This window comes from Peptococcaceae bacterium (assembly GCA_024655825.1).
Lineage (GTDB): Bacteria > Bacillota > Peptococcia > DRI-13 > PHAD01 > JANLFJ01.
On sequence record JANLFJ010000004.1, the window covers coordinates 1 to 18,339 of the forward strand.

General features: G+C 47.2%; 16 protein-coding genes. 4 read left to right on the forward strand and 12 right to left on the reverse strand.

Going from position 1 to position 18,339, the window contains the following annotated elements; translation table 11 throughout:
- The first annotated feature begins 149 nt into the window (after window positions 1-149).
- From NUV48_02415 to NUV48_02425, 3 genes are read left to right on the forward strand one after another with little or no spacing between them, the layout of a single operon-like run.
- Complete coding sequence (locus tag NUV48_02415; protein MCR4440994.1) at window positions 150-1,820, forward strand: hypothetical protein; 1,671 nt, start codon at window positions 150-152, stop codon at window positions 1,818-1,820.
- Window positions 1,813-2,670 (forward strand): ABC transporter ATP-binding protein, encoded by an 858-nt coding sequence (locus NUV48_02420; protein ID MCR4440995.1) that lies wholly within the window; start codon window positions 1,813-1,815, stop codon window positions 2,668-2,670. The genes NUV48_02415 and NUV48_02420 overlap by 8 nt, the downstream gene beginning before the upstream one ends.
- A complete protein-coding gene (locus tag NUV48_02425) occupies window positions 2,667-3,308 on the forward strand; it encodes a hypothetical protein (protein MCR4440996.1) in 642 nt (213 codons plus the stop codon). The genes NUV48_02420 and NUV48_02425 overlap by 4 nt, the downstream gene beginning before the upstream one ends.
- Before the next feature lie 119 nt (window positions 3,309-3,427).
- On the opposite strand, the gene NUV48_02430 is transcribed toward NUV48_02425, so the two are convergent.
- The 12 genes from NUV48_02430 to NUV48_02485 all read right to left on the reverse strand — a co-directional run bounded on the left by NUV48_02430 (window position 3,428) and on the right by NUV48_02485 (window position 17,542).
- Complete coding sequence (locus NUV48_02430) at window positions 3,428-4,633, reverse strand: DUF401 family protein (GenBank protein ID MCR4440997.1); 1,206 nt, start codon at window positions 4,631-4,633, stop codon at window positions 3,428-3,430.
- Between the two features lie 168 nt (window positions 4,634-4,801).
- Complete coding sequence (locus tag NUV48_02435) at window positions 4,802-5,404, reverse strand: adaptor protein MecA (GenBank protein MCR4440998.1); 603 nt, start codon at window positions 5,402-5,404, stop codon at window positions 4,802-4,804.
- Window positions 5,405-5,543: 139 nt separating this feature from the next.
- Window positions 5,544-6,062 carry a transcription repressor NadR gene (locus NUV48_02440; protein MCR4440999.1) on the reverse strand — a complete coding sequence of 173 codons (519 nt, stop codon included), beginning with the start codon at window positions 6,060-6,062 and terminating at the stop codon, window positions 5,544-5,546.
- 106 nt (window positions 6,063-6,168) lie between these two features.
- Window positions 6,169-6,357 (reverse strand): ferredoxin, encoded by a 189-nt coding sequence (locus NUV48_02445; GenBank protein ID MCR4441000.1) that lies wholly within the window; start codon window positions 6,355-6,357, stop codon window positions 6,169-6,171.
- A gap of 65 nt (window positions 6,358-6,422) precedes the next feature.
- Window positions 6,423-7,832 carry an RtcB family protein gene (locus tag NUV48_02450; protein MCR4441001.1) on the reverse strand — a complete coding sequence of 470 codons (1,410 nt, stop codon included), beginning with the start codon at window positions 7,830-7,832 and terminating at the stop codon, window positions 6,423-6,425.
- 214 nt (window positions 7,833-8,046) lie between these two features.
- Window positions 8,047-9,075 (reverse strand): hydroxymethylglutaryl-CoA lyase, encoded by a 1,029-nt coding sequence (locus NUV48_02455; protein ID MCR4441002.1) that lies wholly within the window; start codon window positions 9,073-9,075, stop codon window positions 8,047-8,049.
- Window positions 9,076-9,095: 20 nt separating this feature from the next.
- Window positions 9,096-10,358: a hydroxymethylglutaryl-CoA reductase, degradative gene (locus tag NUV48_02460; GenBank protein ID MCR4441003.1), complete on the reverse strand. Its 1,263-nt coding sequence runs from the start codon at window positions 10,356-10,358 to the stop codon at window positions 9,096-9,098.
- Window positions 10,359-10,396: 38 nt separating this feature from the next.
- Window positions 10,397-11,752 (reverse strand): tripartite tricarboxylate transporter permease, encoded by a 1,356-nt coding sequence (locus NUV48_02465; protein MCR4441004.1) that lies wholly within the window; start codon window positions 11,750-11,752, stop codon window positions 10,397-10,399.
- A 3-nt stretch (window positions 11,753-11,755) separates the two neighbouring features.
- Window positions 11,756-12,019 carry a hypothetical protein gene (locus tag NUV48_02470; GenBank protein ID MCR4441005.1) on the reverse strand — a complete coding sequence of 88 codons (264 nt, stop codon included), beginning with the start codon at window positions 12,017-12,019 and terminating at the stop codon, window positions 11,756-11,758.
- A 238-nt stretch (window positions 12,020-12,257) separates the two neighbouring features.
- Entirely contained in the window at window positions 12,258-14,063 is a 1,806-nt protein-coding gene (locus NUV48_02475) for a sigma 54-interacting transcriptional regulator (GenBank protein MCR4441006.1), read from the reverse strand.
- A gap of 5 nt (window positions 14,064-14,068) precedes the next feature.
- Entirely contained in the window at window positions 14,069-15,766 is a 1,698-nt protein-coding gene (locus NUV48_02480; protein MCR4441007.1) for a glycosyl hydrolase family 18 protein, read from the reverse strand.
- An 84-nt stretch (window positions 15,767-15,850) separates the two neighbouring features.
- Window positions 15,851-17,542 (reverse strand): glycosyl hydrolase family 18 protein, encoded by a 1,692-nt coding sequence (locus tag NUV48_02485; GenBank protein MCR4441008.1) that lies wholly within the window; start codon window positions 17,540-17,542, stop codon window positions 15,851-15,853.
- A gap of 254 nt (window positions 17,543-17,796) precedes the next feature.
- Here NUV48_02485 and NUV48_02490 point away from each other — a divergent pair, with 254 nt between their 5' ends.
- A complete protein-coding gene (locus NUV48_02490) occupies window positions 17,797-18,333 on the forward strand; it encodes a rubrerythrin family protein (GenBank protein ID MCR4441009.1) in 537 nt (178 codons plus the stop codon).
- Window positions 18,334-18,339: the final 6 nt, after the last annotated feature.

Genomic DNA, 18,339 nt, shown 5'->3' on the forward strand with positions numbered 1-18,339 from the left:
ACATTCCGGACATCTAACAACATCAATTACAGGACATTATGAAGCGTCAGTAACAGTATATCGATGTTCCTTCCATATTTTATAAGAAGTCTTTTCTTTATCTCCTTTTATACTGGGGAATCCCTTTTATCGTTTCAGGAATTATAGGAATGCTTGCCGGGCTATATATGCGTTCAAAATTAATTTATCCTTTGTTGATATTAATCTGGTTGTTTATTGGTCCTCTTAACATAGCTGTTTTTAAACCTCTTATGGGAATACTGCGAATCGATTTAAACACCATTGCTAATTTTTTGAACCTTGGACAAACCGACCCCAATTCCCCATATGATCCTGTTTATGGTTTGCCCTTGGAAATCCATAGATGGTTACAGAAAGGATTATGGTTGATTAATGTTATAGTTTTATTTTTAATATCAGTTCTTAAAAAAAGTACCCTCAAGTCGCCGAAAGTAATCGTTATTGTTTCAACTATTTTATTAACATTGAATTTGCCCCTGCTTAACTCATTTATTAAAGAAGAACAAGTTATAACAACAAGATATGAAGAAAATGCGGTAAGAAATTATGATAAGAAATATTACGCTATTTCTACACATCCTGTATTCCAGGATGAGGGATCATTTATAATTGAATCATATGAGATTAATATAAACTCTTTCCGCAATCTTAAAGCTAAAGTGATTATGAAAATAAAAACTCTAAGGGAAACCGAAAAGATTGTGTTTACTCTATATCACGATTTGCGGGTAAAAAGCATTACTGACGAGTTCAAGACGGAATTATCATACAAGCAGAATGGGGATCAGGTTCTGGTTTCATTTCCAAAAGCTTTGGATAAAGATGTACAGCGAGAACTTGTTTTCATTTATGAAGGCACCAGCTCCCCATACTTTTATGCCAACGAACAAGCAGTCATGCTCCCCGCTTACTTCCCATGGATTCCGATTGCGGGTTCTTACCAAGCAATGAAAGCAGAAAATTCATATTTAATAAGAAACCCTTTAAATCCTCAAATCTCAACTAAATATACCCTTAGGTACTCCGGTCCTCAACCTTTGTTTACCAACCTGCCGAAAAAGGATGAAAATTTATGGAGTGGAGAGATGCCATGCGGGATAACCATTGCTGCAGGAATGCTCACAGAAACGATGATTAGATCAATGAAAGTATATTATCCTGTCTCCCTTAATAAAATGATTGGGACAGTTCCAACTTTTCTTGAAAACATTAAAGCAATTGCCGGAAACATTAAAGACGACTTGGAACTTCAAAAATCCTATGGTCCTTCAAAGGTATTCTTTCTTTCAATTCCTCCCGATTCAAGTTTGATACATTTGAATCTCTGGAATTTAGGAGATCATTTGATTGTAGGCATAGATCAAATGTATAACGAGGGGGATTTTCTAAATGATAAAACAGCTCTTGTTCCGGCGGTATTGTCTTCTTTAACTATGAGTAATAACATGGCTAAACAAAGCGAAAAAATAAAAGCCTTTTTTATGGCCAGTTATGCGTACTGGTATGAGATGAACCATGATTCAGCATACAACGAAAAATCCAAATCTATCTTGTTATTGATTATAGATATCTATAATAATTTGCATTATGAACTGGACAACTATGAGGAACTGGGGCTAAAAAATGAAGAAAACGTTATAAAACAAATTAAAGTGTTTATTGATGAAAACAAATCAAAGCAAAAGCTCCTGCAGTCGTTTTTCTGTGATTGGTTGAGTAATTTAAGCGCAAACAGACTTATGAATTTAGAGGATGTCACCAGAATAATTAAAATTAAGGAGATCAATAGGGATGCTTAAAATTGAAAATATATCCAAACATTATGGTAAATTCCCTGCGCTAACAAATGTCTCGCTTGAGATTAACGCTGGCATGTTTGGGTTGTTAGGTCCCAATGGGGCAGGAAAAACCACTCTTATGCGCATTTTGACAACGCTTATCAAGCCCACAACAGGGGAGATTAGTATGGGGGAAATTAACTGGAGGCAGCCCCATTTAGTAAGAAGAATGATTGGTTACCTCCCGCAAAAATTTTCCCTGTATAAAAATATAAAGGTACAAGAAGTCTTAAAACATATCGCTGTATTAAAAGGACTATATGCCAACCGGGAAAAAAAGGTTTATACTGTACTTGAAAAAGTGAATTTGCTGGAACACCGCAATAGGAAGATCGGCGAGCTGTCCGGGGGAATGATTCGCCGCGTAGGTATAGCACAGGCAATTTTAGGCGACCCTCAAATTATCATTGTGGATGAACCCACTGCCGGCTTAGACCCGGAAGAACGAATTAGGTTTAGACGATTGCTGCACTACTTAAGCAAAGAATCTATTGTGCTTATTTCAACCCATATTGTAGAGGATATTGAAGCAACTTGCGAACAGGCAGCCATTCTTCATAAAGGCAAGATTATTGCAAAGGGAAACTTAAAATCTTTATCTGCGATTGCCGGAGGTAAGGTCTGGAACATCTCCGTATCAACGGATGAATATTATAAGATATCAAATAATTTGAATATTATTTCCAGCCAACGCATTAACGACAAGTATCATCTCCGTATCATATCGGATACGCCGCCTAATGGGGCCTTGTCCACAGCACCCACTTTGGAAGACGGTTATCTTTATTTAATGGAGTGTGTCTCAAAATGAAAGGAAAACTAGATTTATTCTTTGATTTTAAGATTATGGGCGCTAATGCATATGTCCCTTTCATAATAACATTACTCCTGGTTTTGTATAGCAATCTTAGGAAAGATGCTTTGACTCATATCATTCCTGCACTAGAATTAACTTTCCCTGTTTTTGCTGCCTGGTGGAGTATCTTTATATTTCAAAATATATTAGAAGAACCAGGAAGCGAAACAATATTCAGTTATCCTCTAAGCCGATGGCAAGTGGGAATTCTAAGAGTTGCTTTTTTTTTCATTTTCTATGTTCTTTTAATGATTGTAATGTTGTTATTGATAGACCGGATATGCATTGCAAGTATTTTCTTCCCCCTGACCGTGCAACTCGGATCTGAAGCTTTCTTTTTTGCAGGCTTAGGCTTTTGGGCTATGACTATGACATCAAACGCCGGTTGGTCACTGGTTTTGATCATTATTTATTCAAGTATGCAAATACTTACCAGAGGAGCACTATTTCCAATGATCAATGTTTTTTTATTTAATGATAGGCTTCTTAAAATATCCGAATTATGGCCCTCGTCCGGATACAACTTATTACTTGGAGCAATGCTATGGATATGGGCTCAGATTGTTTTCAGCAAATTCCAAAGATACAATTAAATGAACATTCCAGGATGCTGCGCAATATACGGACATGCAAATAAATATAGCGCGTATAGCGCGGAAAACGAAAATATTATTTCAATCTTGAATAGAACTTTAATCAGGTATTATTTTTCCTACCGGATGACGAAATAGGTAATCACCCCTGCCAGAAGCATTACCGGAACAGTGATGACATACTCGCGGTACAGATCCCCCAGCGAAACGCCGAAATACTCGTTCGTCAACACCTGGCACAGGTGAAGGGGCGATATGTAGTAAAAAGCAAACCCGGTTACATATATGAGCATCGTCATGGCCAGGAGCTGGTCAGGGGGGACTAAGGGTAAAAGCAGGGGATAAAGCATAGCCGTGACAATGTTGGTGCTTCCGGAAATAAAGGCCAAAACAAGCGATGATATGACGGCAATTATCCACAAGGGAATTCCCAGGTTGGTTACCGATTGGAGAAGCGTTTCAATCTCCGGAATGTTTTCGATAAATCTTTTAAATACCATGATCCCGGCCACGGCATAAATAAGGTTATAGCTTTTTCCCTGTCCTTTTATCAGGATGTCGTAAAGCCTACGCTCATTCTCCCGTAACAGATAGGTTAAGACGCAGGCGGCCAAAAGCGCGACATAAAAAGGGATCCAGATAACCAGAACAACGGAAATAAGGAGAGGCGCCATATATTGGATTGTCTTCATTATTGTTTTTATACTCCGGTCCTTTTGGGCGTAATTGTGTTGTTCCCCCTTAATCGGCCTGAAATAAACCAGGTAGCCGGCAACCAGGCAGGCCAAGGCGGTTGGGACCTGCGCTTTAATCAATTCAACTAGGGGTACCCCGGATACATAAGCCGCATTTAACAGGCTCACCGAAATGGGAAGAACAAAATACCAGGCATGCCTGAGATAGAGATTTATGGCGGCTTTTCTGGCCTTGTCGAGTCCCACTTCGTCACCCAGCCTGTCAATAACGGGAGCAGCAATGATTGCGGCTCCAACAGCCGAAAACGCTGACAACAGGCACGGTATGACATAAAGAAGAGCCTTGGGACTGCCAAACAGCCGCTCCAGGCTTTCCACCATTTTGTCCAAGATGCCGTATTCCTGCATCAGTTTACTTAAAACAATAATCAGGAAAACATCGAGTGCCAGTTCCACCGTGTCTCTTTCCACCAGGGCCAACAAAAAAACCCTGACGGTATCAGGAATAGATAAACCTGTTAAAAGAGCCAACAACATCCCGCTGCCGGCGGTGGCAAAACCTAAATTGATTCCTTTTTTCGCTAGGTATAGTATTAAAAAGAACGAAAGTGCAAACGCTAGGATGAGCATGAAAAAGCCTTCTTTTTTGCATTAATTTTAACAACGATAAAAATATTTTACTACATCTTTGGTGTTTTACCAAGATAATTTCCTTCACGCATTTTTATGTCCATGCGTCAGCTCTGCCATAAAATAACGTGCGGCACAAATACCGCACGCCGGGTCTCCTGATAAAACCTACCTGACTATACTGGCCATATTGGCCACCGCATCCCTGGCTATCAAGAGGAGCCCGTATTCCTTGAGAAAGGCTTCATCATAGGGGACCCATTCACTGTATTCTCCCAAAATGGCCGTTACTGACGGCTGGGTTTTAGGAAGTATAGAGAGGGTCAAATAATACTGCCCTTCAAGCTTGTAAAGCGAGCTGGCTTCAATATAATCGGGCTCAATTCTTGAACAGGCCTGACTGCATGCTTCGAGGTCGGAAAAAACCCAGACCTGGCTCGTTCCCCTTTCGGGCGATTCTTCATCTTCTTCACAACCCTGCTGGTTCGGCAGGAAAAAGCTTATATGGTCGTTCCCGTAACTGGCCCTCACTTTTGTCATAACGACCACAAAACTGTCTATAGACAAGGGATAAGCCTCCACCATCAACTGGGAATCCTCCTCGATTTCGAAACCGCATTCCTCATAGGCCATATCAAGAATATCCTGGAAGAGTTCCTGGGCTTTGGGGCTTATAGGCATTAGCTCCCACTTCTTAAAATCTCTTTCCTCCAAATCCTGGTTGGTGATAATGATCTGGACCTTGTCATCGTTAATCTTTCTTATTTTCACCGGCCCACCCCCCCTTTGTTTCTTGAATTGGAGGTCTCAATGTAACATTATTATATTTTATCATTGGACTTTGTCAAGTGCGCTGAACCCAATTACACCGTATTCAATCATTTCCACGATAGATAAATAAAGGGTTTGCTCAAGCCTCATCCAGCAAATAATTCTTTTTTCGTAATTCTTCTTCAATCGTTAATAACCGCTGTTCGTTATCCGCTTCCACGGAATGAAGATGGACTCCCCCGGTCAGAGCGGAAAGGGGTTTAGCTTCATAAGAACGATATTTGGTCATAAATTCCTGCAGGTCGGCCAGCGAAGCAAGCATTAACATTCCCCTCAATTCACCGTAAAGCGGATGCTCCACTATCACATCCAGTACTTTCCCTCCGTAAATGATTATGGTTTTCAGCTCATCCTCGATCTCTTCGGGAGTATGCCGCACGGCAAAGACCTTGCAGGGTTTTCGCTTCATACCGGTAAAAAGCACATACCCTTGCGGAGTGGCCATAATATCTTCTCCCTTGGCTCTGAGTATTGCTATGTCGTGTACGACCACCTGCCGGCTCACACCTAAGAGTTCTGCCAAATTACCACCGGAGACCGGTTTTTCCCTTTCACGGAGAAGCCAAAGCAATCTTTCTCGTCTTTCCTCCGCGTCCACTGGCATCACCCGGCTTTTTATTTTGATTATACCCAATCATTTATTAAAATAGCAAGAATCAGTATTACAAAAGACCCTGCCTTAACAGCAGAGCCTTTATAACTCTTTATACTTCCTTAATCGCTTCCGTAGGGCAGCTTCCCAGGGCTTCGCTGGCTATGTTTTCCTGGTCCTCTGGAACTTCTTCCGCTATCGCCTTGGCCTTACCGTTTTCATCCCAGTCGTAAACTTCAGGAGCCAGGCTTATACAGGCCCCACACGCAATGCACGTCTCAGGGTCAACTCTTACTTTCATAATATATCCCCCCTTTACAATATTTACCTTTCTAAGATTTCCGATCATCAACGGTTTTATACCAGTCAATCTTCACCCTTAATCACTGCCAGGGGCTTTAACTGGGCCACTTTACGGCTAAGCCCCGCCGCCGCGAGGGTGTCGATTACCTCATGCACATTTTTGTAAGCGGCGGGCGCCTCGTCGATGATACGAGAAAGCTTATGAACGTTGACCAGGGTTTCTCCCAGGTCTTTTTTCAGTTCATCCGCAGAAATCTTTTTCCTGGCGGCCGTGCGGGAAAGGGTCCTTCCCGCCCCGTGATTGAGAGAATAGAAGGTTTCGCGGACGTTCTCTGTTCCCACCACCACGTAAGAGGGGTTTCCCATGCTTCCCGGTATAAGGACGGGATTGCCTGTGACGGCAAAACGGCCAAAAAGCCCCGGGTGCCCTGCCGGAAGGGAGCGCACAGCCCCTTTCCGGTGAACCAGTATTTTTCTGCCGTCCTGTTCCTCGAACTTGGCGATATTATGGCAGACATCGTAAACCAGCTCAAGCCCAAGTTCCTTCACCCTGCCTCCCAGCACACTGGCAAACGCTTCCCTTACATCGTAAGTGATAAGCTGCCGGTTGGCAAAGGCAAAATTGGTGGCGGAGGCCATCGCGGCATAGTAATCGCGCCCCTCCGGCGAATCGATGGGAACGGCGGCGAGGCCCTTGCCCGGCAGCCTAAGACCGTACTTCGGCGCCGCTTTGAACATAATCTCCGTATAATCGGTGCAAACCTGGTGTCCCAGCCCGCGGCTCCCCGTGTGGATAAGCACGGCAATCCTGTCTTCCATCAGGCCGAAAAAGCGGGCCGTATCCTGTTCATATATTTCCGCCACATAGACTATCTCTAAAAAATGATTGCCTCCTCCAAGGGTGGAAAGCTGCTCCGCCCTGTCCAGCGCCTTTTTGCCCACCTTTCCGTGGTCCGCTCCCGCCAGGCAGCCGCCTTCCTCGCAGCATTCGCAGTCTCCTGAGAATCCGTAGCCTTTCTTTATCAAAAAGGGAGCGCCCCCGGTAAGCACATCTTCCACTTTCAAGCCTGAATGCCTGCTTTTCTTACCCACCCCCGCCGGGATGCGGCGTTCTATTTCCTCTAGAAGCGCTCCCAGGTCGCGCCTGTTTACGGCTTGTCGTTCGATGTCGCTTCTTAAAAGCCTGACACCGCAGTTGATGTCCATTCCCACGGCCCCGGCCGAGATAACCCCGCCGTCTGCCCTCGTGGCCAGGATACCCCCGATGGGGAGCCCAAACCCCGTATGTATGTCGGGCATCCCAATGACCGCCCGGTAAACGCCGGGAAGAGAAGCCGCATCCTGGAGCTGCCTGACAGCCTCGTCTTCCAGGTAGGGAAGCAGTTCCTTGTTCAAATAAATACAGGCATCCACTTTCATATCCTGAAGCTTTGGCACCCTGTACAAGTTTTTACCCAGGTATTCCAACTGCATATCCTCACCTCCTGTCTGGTATTTATACTTTACATTTTACCTTAAATCCGACAATTAAAATACCGGGCTTTCCCTTCCTTTTCCTCCTGGGTTATGCCTAATATAAAGCTGTACATGAACTATGGCTCAAATATCCACAACAAAAGCTGCCAGTTTTAAATACACCGGCAGCCTGTTTAACAAAAGATTATATAAATCTTTTCCAGCAGCAAGACTATTCGTTCAGCACATGGGCGAAACGCTTTTTTACTTTCTCCAAATAGGGTGTGGGGCTTTTGGGAATACGACCGCTTGAAGTGGTCCAGGAACGGAGTTTTCTGCCTACAATTTTCTCCAGCAGCCGTCCTATTTCCAGGTAACGGTCAATATCGATCCCCGTCCTGATCCCCATTTCATCCAGCAGAACGACCAGGTCTTCCGCCCTGACATTGCCTGTTAAATCGCTGGGGGTATACGATTCCCCCGTCCCTATCACCGGCACCCTGTCCACCATGCTGGCCGGCTGGCCGCCCAGGCCGCCCATGGAAGCTTCAAACCTGGCAATACCGGCCTGCAAAGCTGCTACGCAGTTAGCCAGGGCCCAGCCCCTGGATTCATGGAAATGGGCAATATGGCGTTTAACATCAGGTAATCTTCTTATTATTTCCTGGTAAAACTGGAAAACTCTATCCGGTGTGCCTTCTCCCGTAGTATCCCCGTATTCTATCTCATCAACGCCCATTTCAAAAAACCTTTCCGCAAATTCCCAAGCCCGCACCAGAGGAACCGGGCCCTCGATGGGACAGCCGAAAATGGTCCCTATGCACCCGCAGAAAATCATGCCGCTTTCTTTAACCATCCTGATCCACTGCTTTATTTTTGGCCAGTGATCGGCATGTTTTTCTCCCGCGTTAACCAGGTTGTGGCTCTGGCTGGTGGAAATCATCACCACCACTTTGTCCGGCCCAAACCCCTTCTCTTTCAAGGCAATGGCGCGTCTTACCGCCACTTCGTTCATGGTTACCACCTGGTAGGTGACATCGGGCCGGCGCTCAACCTGTTTCAGGATTTCCTCCGCGTCGCGAAACTGGGGAATCCTTTTGGGGTTGGATAAAGAAGTTATTTCAATTTTTTTGAAGCCTGCTAAAGACAGTTCTTCGATTAAATAAAGCTTGGCTTCGGTAGGAATAAAGATATCAAGGTTTTGAAAGCCGTCTCTGATCGTTACGTCGCATATTTCAATTTGTTCCGGTAGTTTTATCATCCACCCACACCCCACATCTTCTATGTTATTTCTTTAAGGATTTCTAGAGCCCGATCCATTTTTACCTTGCCTTCCTTCACCATTATCTCGGCGACTTGGTCGATCAACTCGCCTGTCGCCCCCGCATTGATGGCAATGTTCCTGGCATGCAAAGCCATGTGCCCGCGCTGGACCCCTTCGGTCGCCAGTACTCGCAAGGCTGCAAGGTTTTGAACTAGGCCGACGGCACCGATAATCTCTCCCAGCTCAACCGCTGTCTTCACCCCAAGGATTTTCACAGCCAGTCTGGCCATAGGATGTGTAGCCGTAGCACCGCCGACCAGGCCGACAGCCAAAGGCGCTTCCAGGGTGCCCACGAGGTCTCCCTGCCTGTTTCTTTCCCATGTCGACAGGGAGGTATAGCGGCCGTTCCGGGCTGCATAAGCATGACACCCGGCCTCTATCGCCCTGGTATCGTTGCCGGTGGCCAAAACTACGGCGGATATTCCGTTCATGATGCCCTTATTATGAGTAGCGGCCCGGAACGGATCGGCTTCGGCGAAAGCATAGGCCTGGACAATGCCTTCAACCACTTCGTCTCCTCCCAGTTCTTCCTTAGCCACCACGCACTTTGCCCTGACGAGCCGTTTTACGGCCAGGTTGGAAAGGATGCGCAAGTATACTTTTCCCCCGGTAATCCGTTCAATAAGCGGCGCCAGCGCTTCGGCCATCGTGTTTACGGCGTTGGCCCCCATAGCATCGCGGGTATCCACAATCAGGTGGGTTACAACCATCGGCCCCTTTATCGTATCGAAAACGCGCACCTCGATGTCCCTGACTCCGCCGCCCAGTTTAACCAGCACCGGATCCTGTTCGTTTGCCCTGGCTATAATTTCTTCTTTATTTTCATAAATGGCCATCCTGGCGGCAAAAGGATCCGGCACATGCACCGTTTGAATCTGGGCAATCATGACCGGCCCGGTGTTGCTTGCGGTGATTCCGCCCCTGCTGATCGTCAGCTTGGCGGCATGGCTAGCTGCGGCGATAACCGAAGGCTCTTCAATCGCCATGGGAATAAAGTATTCCCTCCCGTTGATCAGAAAATTGGCGGCCAAACCCAGGGGAATCTCCATTTTCCCGACAACATTTTCCACCATTTTTTCCGCCCTTTCCATGGGCAGCGGCTCGGCGCTTTTCAACAGGGCCACATCTGCCTCGTCCAGACCAGCAAAATCCTTCAAAATGTCGATTCTTTCTTTCCTGCTCAGCTTGTAAAAACCGGAAATAATGGACGTTTTCCCCAAAGTTTCATCCCCCTTTGCTGTACTGCTAAAATGTGCGGTTAAAAGACAATCAGCTTTGACAGGTAGGCTGCGCAGTAAAGAGTCATAAACTGCACGCCGTAATTAACGCCCCACCTGTTAATGGTGCCGGCCACCAGGGCAACCAGCATAACACCCCAGATGTTGATAAAACCGGCTTCCATGTACGCGAGCATAACCACCAAACCGAAGAACATCCCCAGGAGGGCTTCATGGGAAATAAGCCGGAAGACGAATTTGCATATTTTGGTTGAATACTTGATAGTAACAGGATAAGTGATTGCCAGGGCTACTGCGGCGCCGAGAATGACCGGCAGGATATAGTCCCCCGTGCTCATGACATGGTGCAAATTCTTGTCCAGCGTAAACCTGGGCGGGGCGTTAAAGAGGGCATTGGCCGGCCCGATGGCCATCGGGCTGAGCGGCACGCCCAGCGCGATCAAGGGAATCAAGGTTCCCGACACATACGTGGCGTTGGTAAGCGCGTCCATTGTGGATATGGCCCTTGCCGCTTTCTGAATGGGGTCTTTGATCCGGCTGGCCAGCGTTTCCCCCAAGAAGATGGTCATTCCCACAGGGCTCATAAAGAAGGTCACACAACCGATCAGGCTGCCCAGGGTTGAACTGGCGATTTCTTTTTTGTCCAGTATTTTAAACGGATTGGGAAAACCTTTCACCTTCGCGTCTTCACGCATGGTTATTTCTTTGTAAGAATGACGCAGCAAATCTTTTCTTTTGCTGCTGACAAACAGCTCCAGGATGTTTACAATCATCGGCCCGATGGTAATGCCAAGGAAAAAGGACACAAAGACGGTCGTTGTCTTGGGCACCGCTTCAATCCCCCAGTAAAGGTGCCGCAGTCCCTGGATCAGCAGGGCAAAGGGAATGATGCTCAAGAGGGATACGACTTTTTCCCTCGCCATTAAAGCAAGGAAAACGGCGCCGAACAAGAAGAGCTGGTTGGCATAGACTTTGATTACGGGCGCGAGGGGCACCAGCGCGCTGGCCAAAAAAAGGCTGACCGGAACAGCCACCAGTGTCCCGATTACCGAACCGGAGGCCATCTTCCTCATGCTGAGGTCTGGCCTGCCGTGCGCTTTCAAGACAACGGCATGTTCCACCATAGGAGCGGCCATAACGCCTCCCGGAATCCCCGCCACCGCTACGGGTATGGAGTCGGTCAATTTCTTGGCAACAATCGCCGAGATAAAGAAACAAAGGATAACAGCCGGATGTACTCCCAGCAAAACTATGGCCAGGGTGATAGGCGCCAAAACCGCGGTCTCATCGGTGCCGGGAGCCACACCGATGATTGTGTACAGAACGGCCGCGACGACAGCGGCAACAATCATCTGGATAATAACCATGAAATCCATGTCTTACACCTCCTCATCAATCAGGTTTCTTTTGGGTTTAAACAAAACAGCGCATACGACAAAGGCAATAACCGACCCGGCAAGCCCGCAAACGAGAGGGTATGGGGGAGTGTTCGGCGCGGCGATGTAGCCGCCCAGAGCGCCGATGGCGCTGATGAGAAGCGACAGCAGGAGTTCCTTGACATCCACCACGTCTTCCCATACCTCAGCCAGCACCTGTCCCTCCCTGGCAACAGCAGCGGGTTTTTGTCCCGGTAGAGCCGACATTTGTAATCCCTCCTTTCATCTTCTTTGTTTTCATGCCGGTAATAAATATTTGCAAATATTATGCCAAATTGGCGAAAAAGTACTGGTGCGCTTTTTGCTAGGTTTGAAAAAAATGGGTGTATACTAAGTATACACCTGAGAACGGCCCGGCACCCGGCAAACCATTACCATCACGTCGTTTAAGGAAAGCAGGCTTTGTTTAGTTTTTTGTTTACATGGTATACACCATATACACCTCTTATATTCCCAGTTCCTTCAATTTCTTATAAAATGTCCTCCGGCTTATCCCCAGTATTTTAATCGCCTGGGTCTTATTGTAATTGCTTTGCTCCAGGGCATCCAGGATCGTTCTTTTTTCCAGGTCCTTCAATTTGCTGCCAAGCGAATTTTCTTCTTTACTATCCACAGCTGCCGGTACCCTGGACGTACCGGACTCCTTTATGTACCCGGGCAAATTATCGGCCGTAACAAGTCCGTTGCCCATAATGACCGCGTGCTCAACAACATTTTTTAGTTCCCTTACGTTTCCGGGCCAATGGTAATTCAATAAGAAGCGCAGGCAATCGGGAGAAAAATTCACATGCTTTTTATACTTGTTTTCATAATGCTGTTTGTAGCTCTCAAGTAAAGCCAGTATGTCAATTTTCCTTTCCCTCAACGGCGGCAACTTGATGGTAAAAACGTTAATCCTGTAATAGAGGTCTTCCCGAAAAATCCTTTGTTCAACCATCTCACCGATGTTTTTATTGGTTGCGGAAATCACCCTTATATCAACCTTGATGGGATTTACGCCCCCCACTCTTTCAAACTCTTTTTCCTGCAAGAACCTTAACAGTTTGGTCTGCATCGGCAAGGGCATGTCGCCTATCTCATCGAGAAAAAGGGTTCCTCCATGCGCCTGTTCCAGCTTGCCGGCTTTACCTCCTTTCTTGGCCCCGGAAAAGGCACCCTCTTCATATCCGAAAAGCTCGCTCTCCAGCAGGTTTTCAGGGATTGCCGCACAATTCAGCGAAATGAACGGGCCTTCTTTGCGGGGGCTGGCAAAATGAATTGCCCTGGCCAGCAGTTCTTTGCCCGTGCCGCTTTCGCCCAGGATTAAGACGGGCGAATCGATGGAGGAGACTTTTACGGCGAATTCCAGCTGCCTGAAAAGCTTTTTACTGGTGCCGACAATAGCCTCAAACGAGTCCGGGAGCGAACGCCTGTCTCCCATTTCCTGGGTCAACAGCTGGTTAACGATATTTATTCTTTCCAGCTCCGCCGCAACATTTGTTATTTTGGTCACATCGGAAAAAACCGAGATGGCGCCCACCACTTCACCCCTGAACTTAATCGGCGTAATATTAGCCAGTATGACGATATTAAGGCTTTTTACTTTGATAATCTTGCCCACGAAAGGCTCGCCGGAAGCCAAAATATTCAGAATCCTGGCCTCGGGTTCGATTTTTGTTAGATAGTTGTTAATCACTTTATTGACATCAACGCCCAGTATTATGCCGTAAGCCCTGTTGGCATAAAGAATGCGGCTGTTTTTGTCTACGATGACCACCCCGTCATGGAGGTCGTCGAGAATGCATTTGGCCAGGGAAGTGGGACGCAGGATCTGTTTCAAGAACTGCTCTTCGGTTGTTATCTCATTCCCGGCAATTTTTGTTTTAAGAAAAGAAAGCATGCTGACAATATCCACCAGGTTGCCGTTGAAATCAGTAATGAATACTTCGGTGAATAACCGTTTGCTTTCCTGGTATGCCTGGATCAGGTCCAGGTCGGAGACAGGTCTTTGAAAACTTAAAAAATCCCGGGAAATGAACGGGGCAACAGGCTGGCCGGGGTTTTGTTGTGAAAAAATATCCTTGATATTGACCACGCCGATCAGTTTATCCTCGGCATCAAGCACAGGCAAAGTGTAATACCCGGTCCGGCCGAATAAACTGAACGCCTCTCCAATACTGCTGTTTTTTCTTAACGCCTGGTTCAGCGGAAAAAACACGCAAATCAACTCCCCATGCGGCAAGGCAAAAATACTGCTTGCCAAATCTATCATAACCCTTACCACGCCTTCCTGACAAGTTCCCCCAGCAAGGGCCAAATTTCCTGTTTTTCAAAACCACGCCGCCAGGCAGCCAGTCCTGCCAGCCGGTATTTCTTCATGAGTTCAATCCGCTTAGCCAGCGAAAAGTCGTCTTCCAGCCACATGCAATGGAACGTATTTCCCTTTTTAAGCTCCACATAGTGCTGGCCCGCGCTCCCGTCAGTTTTGATTTCGACCTTGTTTTCGGCGATCCATTCTTCCGCCTGTTCCATGGACAGGGTCCTGGAAGTCAGCTTCTTCGTACCGCTTTCATCCGTCTCTTCGGTCCAGAGCCTGGTGTAAAAAGGAACTCCCAGGATAAGCTTGTCCGCCGGAACTTCTTCGAGCATCCGTTCCAGGCCCCTTTCCACCCAGGGCAGAGAAGCCACCGGACCGGCGGTTGGACTGCCGGCACCGTGTTCATCATAGCCCATCACCAGCAGGTAATCAGCCGCTTGGGCCAGCCCCGACCGATCATAACACCTGGACCAGTTTTCGCTTGGGGAATGAAAGGTGACATCAACCGTGAGCATGCGTTCTTTTTCATGGAGAAGGGGGGCCAGCTCACGGACAAACTGGACATAGGCCTCCCTGTCCTGAAGATATATGTTTTCAAAGTCCAAATTTATGCCGTCCAGTTCGTAAAGGTCCACGTAACTCAAAAGCTGCTTTATTGCCCTGGTCCTTAATGAGACATCATTTAAAAAAGCGTGTGTCACCTCGGGATCGAACCCGTTGTCAAAAAGGCCCCAGACCTGGCGGCCCGTGTCGTGGGCCCAGCGCACGTATTTTTTGTCTGCCCGGTTGACGACAAGCCCGTCGTTTTGGAGGTGAAACCAGGTCGGCGAAACCGCCTGCACGCCGTCCAGCGCGCCTATTTCCCCCGGGCTCGCCGTTTTCAGGCCGGCATATTCCCAGGTGACAATAACCGGCCTTTTTAAAGGATTCCAGGGAGGGTAAACCGGTTCTGAAACTTGTGCTGTTTTTATGCCGGCCAGTTCAACTTTCTTTTCATCAAGGTAACCCATCTTCCCGCCGGCCGTTTCTACCCAGTACCAGCCGCTCTTTTCCCTGAGAATTATAACCTCTTCATCCGCGGCGACTTCCGCCGTCCAGGGCGACCTCACGGACGGCTTTTGGCGCAGTTTCCCCCTGGCCGTTATTTTTCCCTGCTGGACAGGCTGCTCCAGGCTATGTATGCGGGCAACCATGTTTTCCTTATCTTGTACTATTTCCAGCCGGTAAAAATCTTGCAGAGGGTCGGCGGGGAGGTAAACTGCGCCTTCTTTCTGGACAACCGGATAGGTAAAAGAGTATGGCTCGAGGTTCAAAAGACCTTCTTTGCTGCCCAGGGGAAAATGAAACACATGCTTGCCGGTGGTGATTATTACCACCTTGTTTTTTTCGTCCCACCGGATGTCGGGATCAAGCTTCTCCTTAACAAAATCAAACGGCAAATACAGTTCTTCTTCCTGGAAATAACCGGCCTGCTCAGCCGGATCGCCCATGTAATATATTTGCCAGCGGTCTGTTGTGTTCAAAGGCGTCCTGAACCAGCCGGGCGCAAAATATACTGCCAGGGCAATCACTGCGGCCAGTAAAAGCAGTAAAACCACCCGTTTGGGAAACCGGAGAATTTTAAACTTTGCTGCCGGAACCTGGGGCGCTGTGCTCATGCTGCTGCTCTCCCTGCAATCTTTTCTTAATCATAACAATAATTTTAAGTTAGGGCTTGTAAAAATTAATGGAAAAGCGTTTTATCATCGCCTGTCGAGAAGACCGCCCAGCAGCGGCCAGACTTCGTCCTTTGCTATATCCCTGCGCCAGGCGGATATTCCGGCCAGCCTGTATTTCTTTGCCAGTTCCACCCTTTTTTGCAGCGAATAAGTATCTTCAAGCCACATGCGGAATACAGTCTCCCCCTGCCTGACCTCGACATAATGCTGGCCTGAATCCTCGTCTTCTTGTACCTCCGGTTTATACGCGGCCACCCATTTTTGGGCCTGTTCAATGGTGAGGGTCTGGCGTGTCGTCTTTGTTTTGCCGCTCCCGTCCGGTTCCTCCTGCCACAGCCTTGTATAAAGGGGCACCCCCAGCAATAGCTTGTCGTGGGGAACATCCTCCAGCATCCTGACGACGCCCCTTTCCACCCAGGGCAGAGAAGCCACCGGACCAGCCAGTACGGTGTGCTGGTCGTAGGCCATAACAATCAGGTAATCGGCGCTCTCCGCCAGGGCTCGGTGGTCGTAACACCTTGACCAGTTCTCGCTGTTGGAATGAAATATTACATCCACTGTGACCGTGCGGCCCAATTCGTGCATAAGCGGCACCAGTTCCCTGATGAACTGTACATAAGCCGCTTTGTCCTCCAGGTACATGTACTCAAAATCAACGTCAATCCCGTCAAGTTCATATTCCCGGGCAGAATCAACAAGCTGCTTGACAGCTTCCAATCTCAACTTTGAGTCGGAAAGAAAAGAATGGGTCAGGTCAATTTCGCAGTTGTTGGTGAACACTCCCCAAACCTGGCGGCCCTTGGCGTGCGCCCACTCCACGTATTTCTTGCTGGCTTTGCTGTGAATAACGCCGCCCTCTCCGAGGGAAAACCAGATGGGCGCAAAAACGTTTATTCCGCTGATGTTCTCAGCCTTCTGGGGAAGAGCCGCCTTTTTATTTACAAATTCCCAGGTGACAAGGAGCGGCTGCCCCAGCGGGCTCCACGGCTGGTAAACATCTTCATCAGGGACCGGATTCTTTTTAATTTCCGTCAATTCCACCCTTTCTTTTTGTATATAGCCGATCTTTCCATCATTTGCTTCCACCAGAAACCAGCCCTTTTCTTCCTTCCAAACGGTAACATCCTCACCTTCCAGGACCTGCCCTTGCCCGGGTGAAAAAAAACGCGGTTCGTTTTTAAGACTGCCGCTTTTCGTTATTCTCGCCAGCTGAACCGGTTTATGCGCGCTGTTTATGGTGATAAAATTTTTTTCTCTATGCTCCGTTATCTCGACTGGATACAGTTTTTCGACCAGCCAGGCAGGGAGATAAACAATTTCATCTTCCTGAACAACAGGATAATCCAGGGCAACACTATTTAAATTATGCAGACCTTCACTGCTTCCCGGGAAAAAATGATAGACGCTTTCTGGTCCTGTCACAACCAAAAACCGGCTTTTCAGGTCCCACCAGGCCGAAGGATCGATATTTTCTTTGATGAAAGGGAAGGGCAAATAAAGCTGCCCCTCCCGGTAAAAAGGCCTTGATGCGGCAGCACAGCCCATATAGTAAATCCTGGGCTGGTCGTAAACACCCCAAGACTCGCTTTGATAAAAAACCCGGAAACCGAAAAAACCCGCCGCACACATAACAGCCAGCACAGGAATAACCAAAAGGATTATGCCCAGTCCTTTCTTTTGTTTCTTTTCCCTTGTTCTCAAAGGCGCAGCGGTCATAAGCCATTCTCCCGTCATCCCACGTCGAAAAAATCCAATAAAATAATATTATGATAATTATATCACACTCATGTACCCCCCCTGCTTTTGATTTTGTACTAACCTTTGGATTGAAATAGAATATAACCTTGACATGGTAACAGTTATGTTATATCTTATTAGTAACGATTTCTATTTATAGCATTTCGGCACGCCTAGCAGTTATTATGTTAAGAAGCAAAAATTAAAATCTTACTCAAAAGGAGGATAACAGCATGAACCTGAAAGGTTCCAGGACTGAGGCTAATTTGCTGGCGGCTTTCGCCGGGGAATCCCAGGCCAGAAACAAGTACACCTATTTCGCCTCCAAGGCCAGAAAAGAGGGGTTCAACCAGATCGCCGACTTCTTTGAGGAAACGGCAAACAACGAAAAGGAACACGCAAAGATCTGGTTTAAACTCCTGCATGACGGTATCGCATCCACGGAGGAAAACCTGAAGGACGCTGCCGCAGGGGAGAATTACGAATGGACAGACATGTATGCCGGTTTTGCTAAAACCGCAAAAGAAGAAGGTTTTGACAGGATCGCGTTCCTTTTTGAAAAAGTGGCGGAAATTGAAAAAGAGCATGAAGAGCGGTATTTGAAGCTGTTACAGAATATAAAAGGGAACAGGGTTTTTGAAAGGGAAAGCAAGCAAGCCTGGAAATGCGGAAACTGCGGGCATATCCATATCGGCGAAAAGGCGCCTGAGGTTTGCCCGGTCTGCGATCATCCGAAAGCGTTTTTTGAAATCAGGGCGGAAAATTATTAGGGCTAG

Bases quoted from the DNA above. Each gene is read 5' to 3' on its own strand.
- NUV48_02415 (MCR4440994.1), top strand. From the start codon at position 150: ATGCTTGCCGGGCTATATATGCGTTCAAAATTAATTTATCCTTTGTTG.
- NUV48_02420 (MCR4440995.1), top strand. From the start codon at position 1,813: ATGCTTAAAATTGAAAATATATCCAAACATTATGGTAAATTCCCTGCG.
- NUV48_02425 (MCR4440996.1), top strand. From the start codon at position 2,667: ATGAAAGGAAAACTAGATTTATTCTTTGATTTTAAGATTATGGGCGCT.
- NUV48_02430 (MCR4440997.1), bottom strand. From the start codon at position 4,633: ATGCTCATCCTAGCGTTTGCACTTTCGTTCTTTTTAATACTATACCTA.
- NUV48_02445 (MCR4441000.1), bottom strand. From the start codon at position 6,357: ATGAAAGTAAGAGTTGACCCTGAGACGTGCATTGCGTGTGGGGCCTGT.
- NUV48_02450 (MCR4441001.1), bottom strand. From the start codon at position 7,832: ATGCAGTTGGAATACCTGGGTAAAAACTTGTACAGGGTGCCAAAGCTT.
- NUV48_02455 (MCR4441002.1), bottom strand. From the start codon at position 9,075: ATGATAAAACTACCGGAACAAATTGAAATATGCGACGTAACGATCAGA.
- NUV48_02465 (MCR4441004.1), bottom strand. From the start codon at position 11,752: ATGGATTTCATGGTTATTATCCAGATGATTGTTGCCGCTGTCGTCGCG.
- NUV48_02470 (MCR4441005.1), bottom strand. From the start codon at position 12,019: ATGTCGGCTCTACCGGGACAAAAACCCGCTGCTGTTGCCAGGGAGGGA.
- NUV48_02475 (MCR4441006.1), bottom strand. From the start codon at position 14,063: ATGATAGATTTGGCAAGCAGTATTTTTGCCTTGCCGCATGGGGAGTTG.
- NUV48_02480 (MCR4441007.1), bottom strand. From the start codon at position 15,766: ATGAGCACAGCGCCCCAGGTTCCGGCAGCAAAGTTTAAAATTCTCCGG.
- NUV48_02485 (MCR4441008.1), bottom strand. From the start codon at position 17,542: ATGACCGCTGCGCCTTTGAGAACAAGGGAAAAGAAACAAAAGAAAGGA.
- NUV48_02490 (MCR4441009.1), top strand. From the start codon at position 17,797: ATGAACCTGAAAGGTTCCAGGACTGAGGCTAATTTGCTGGCGGCTTTC.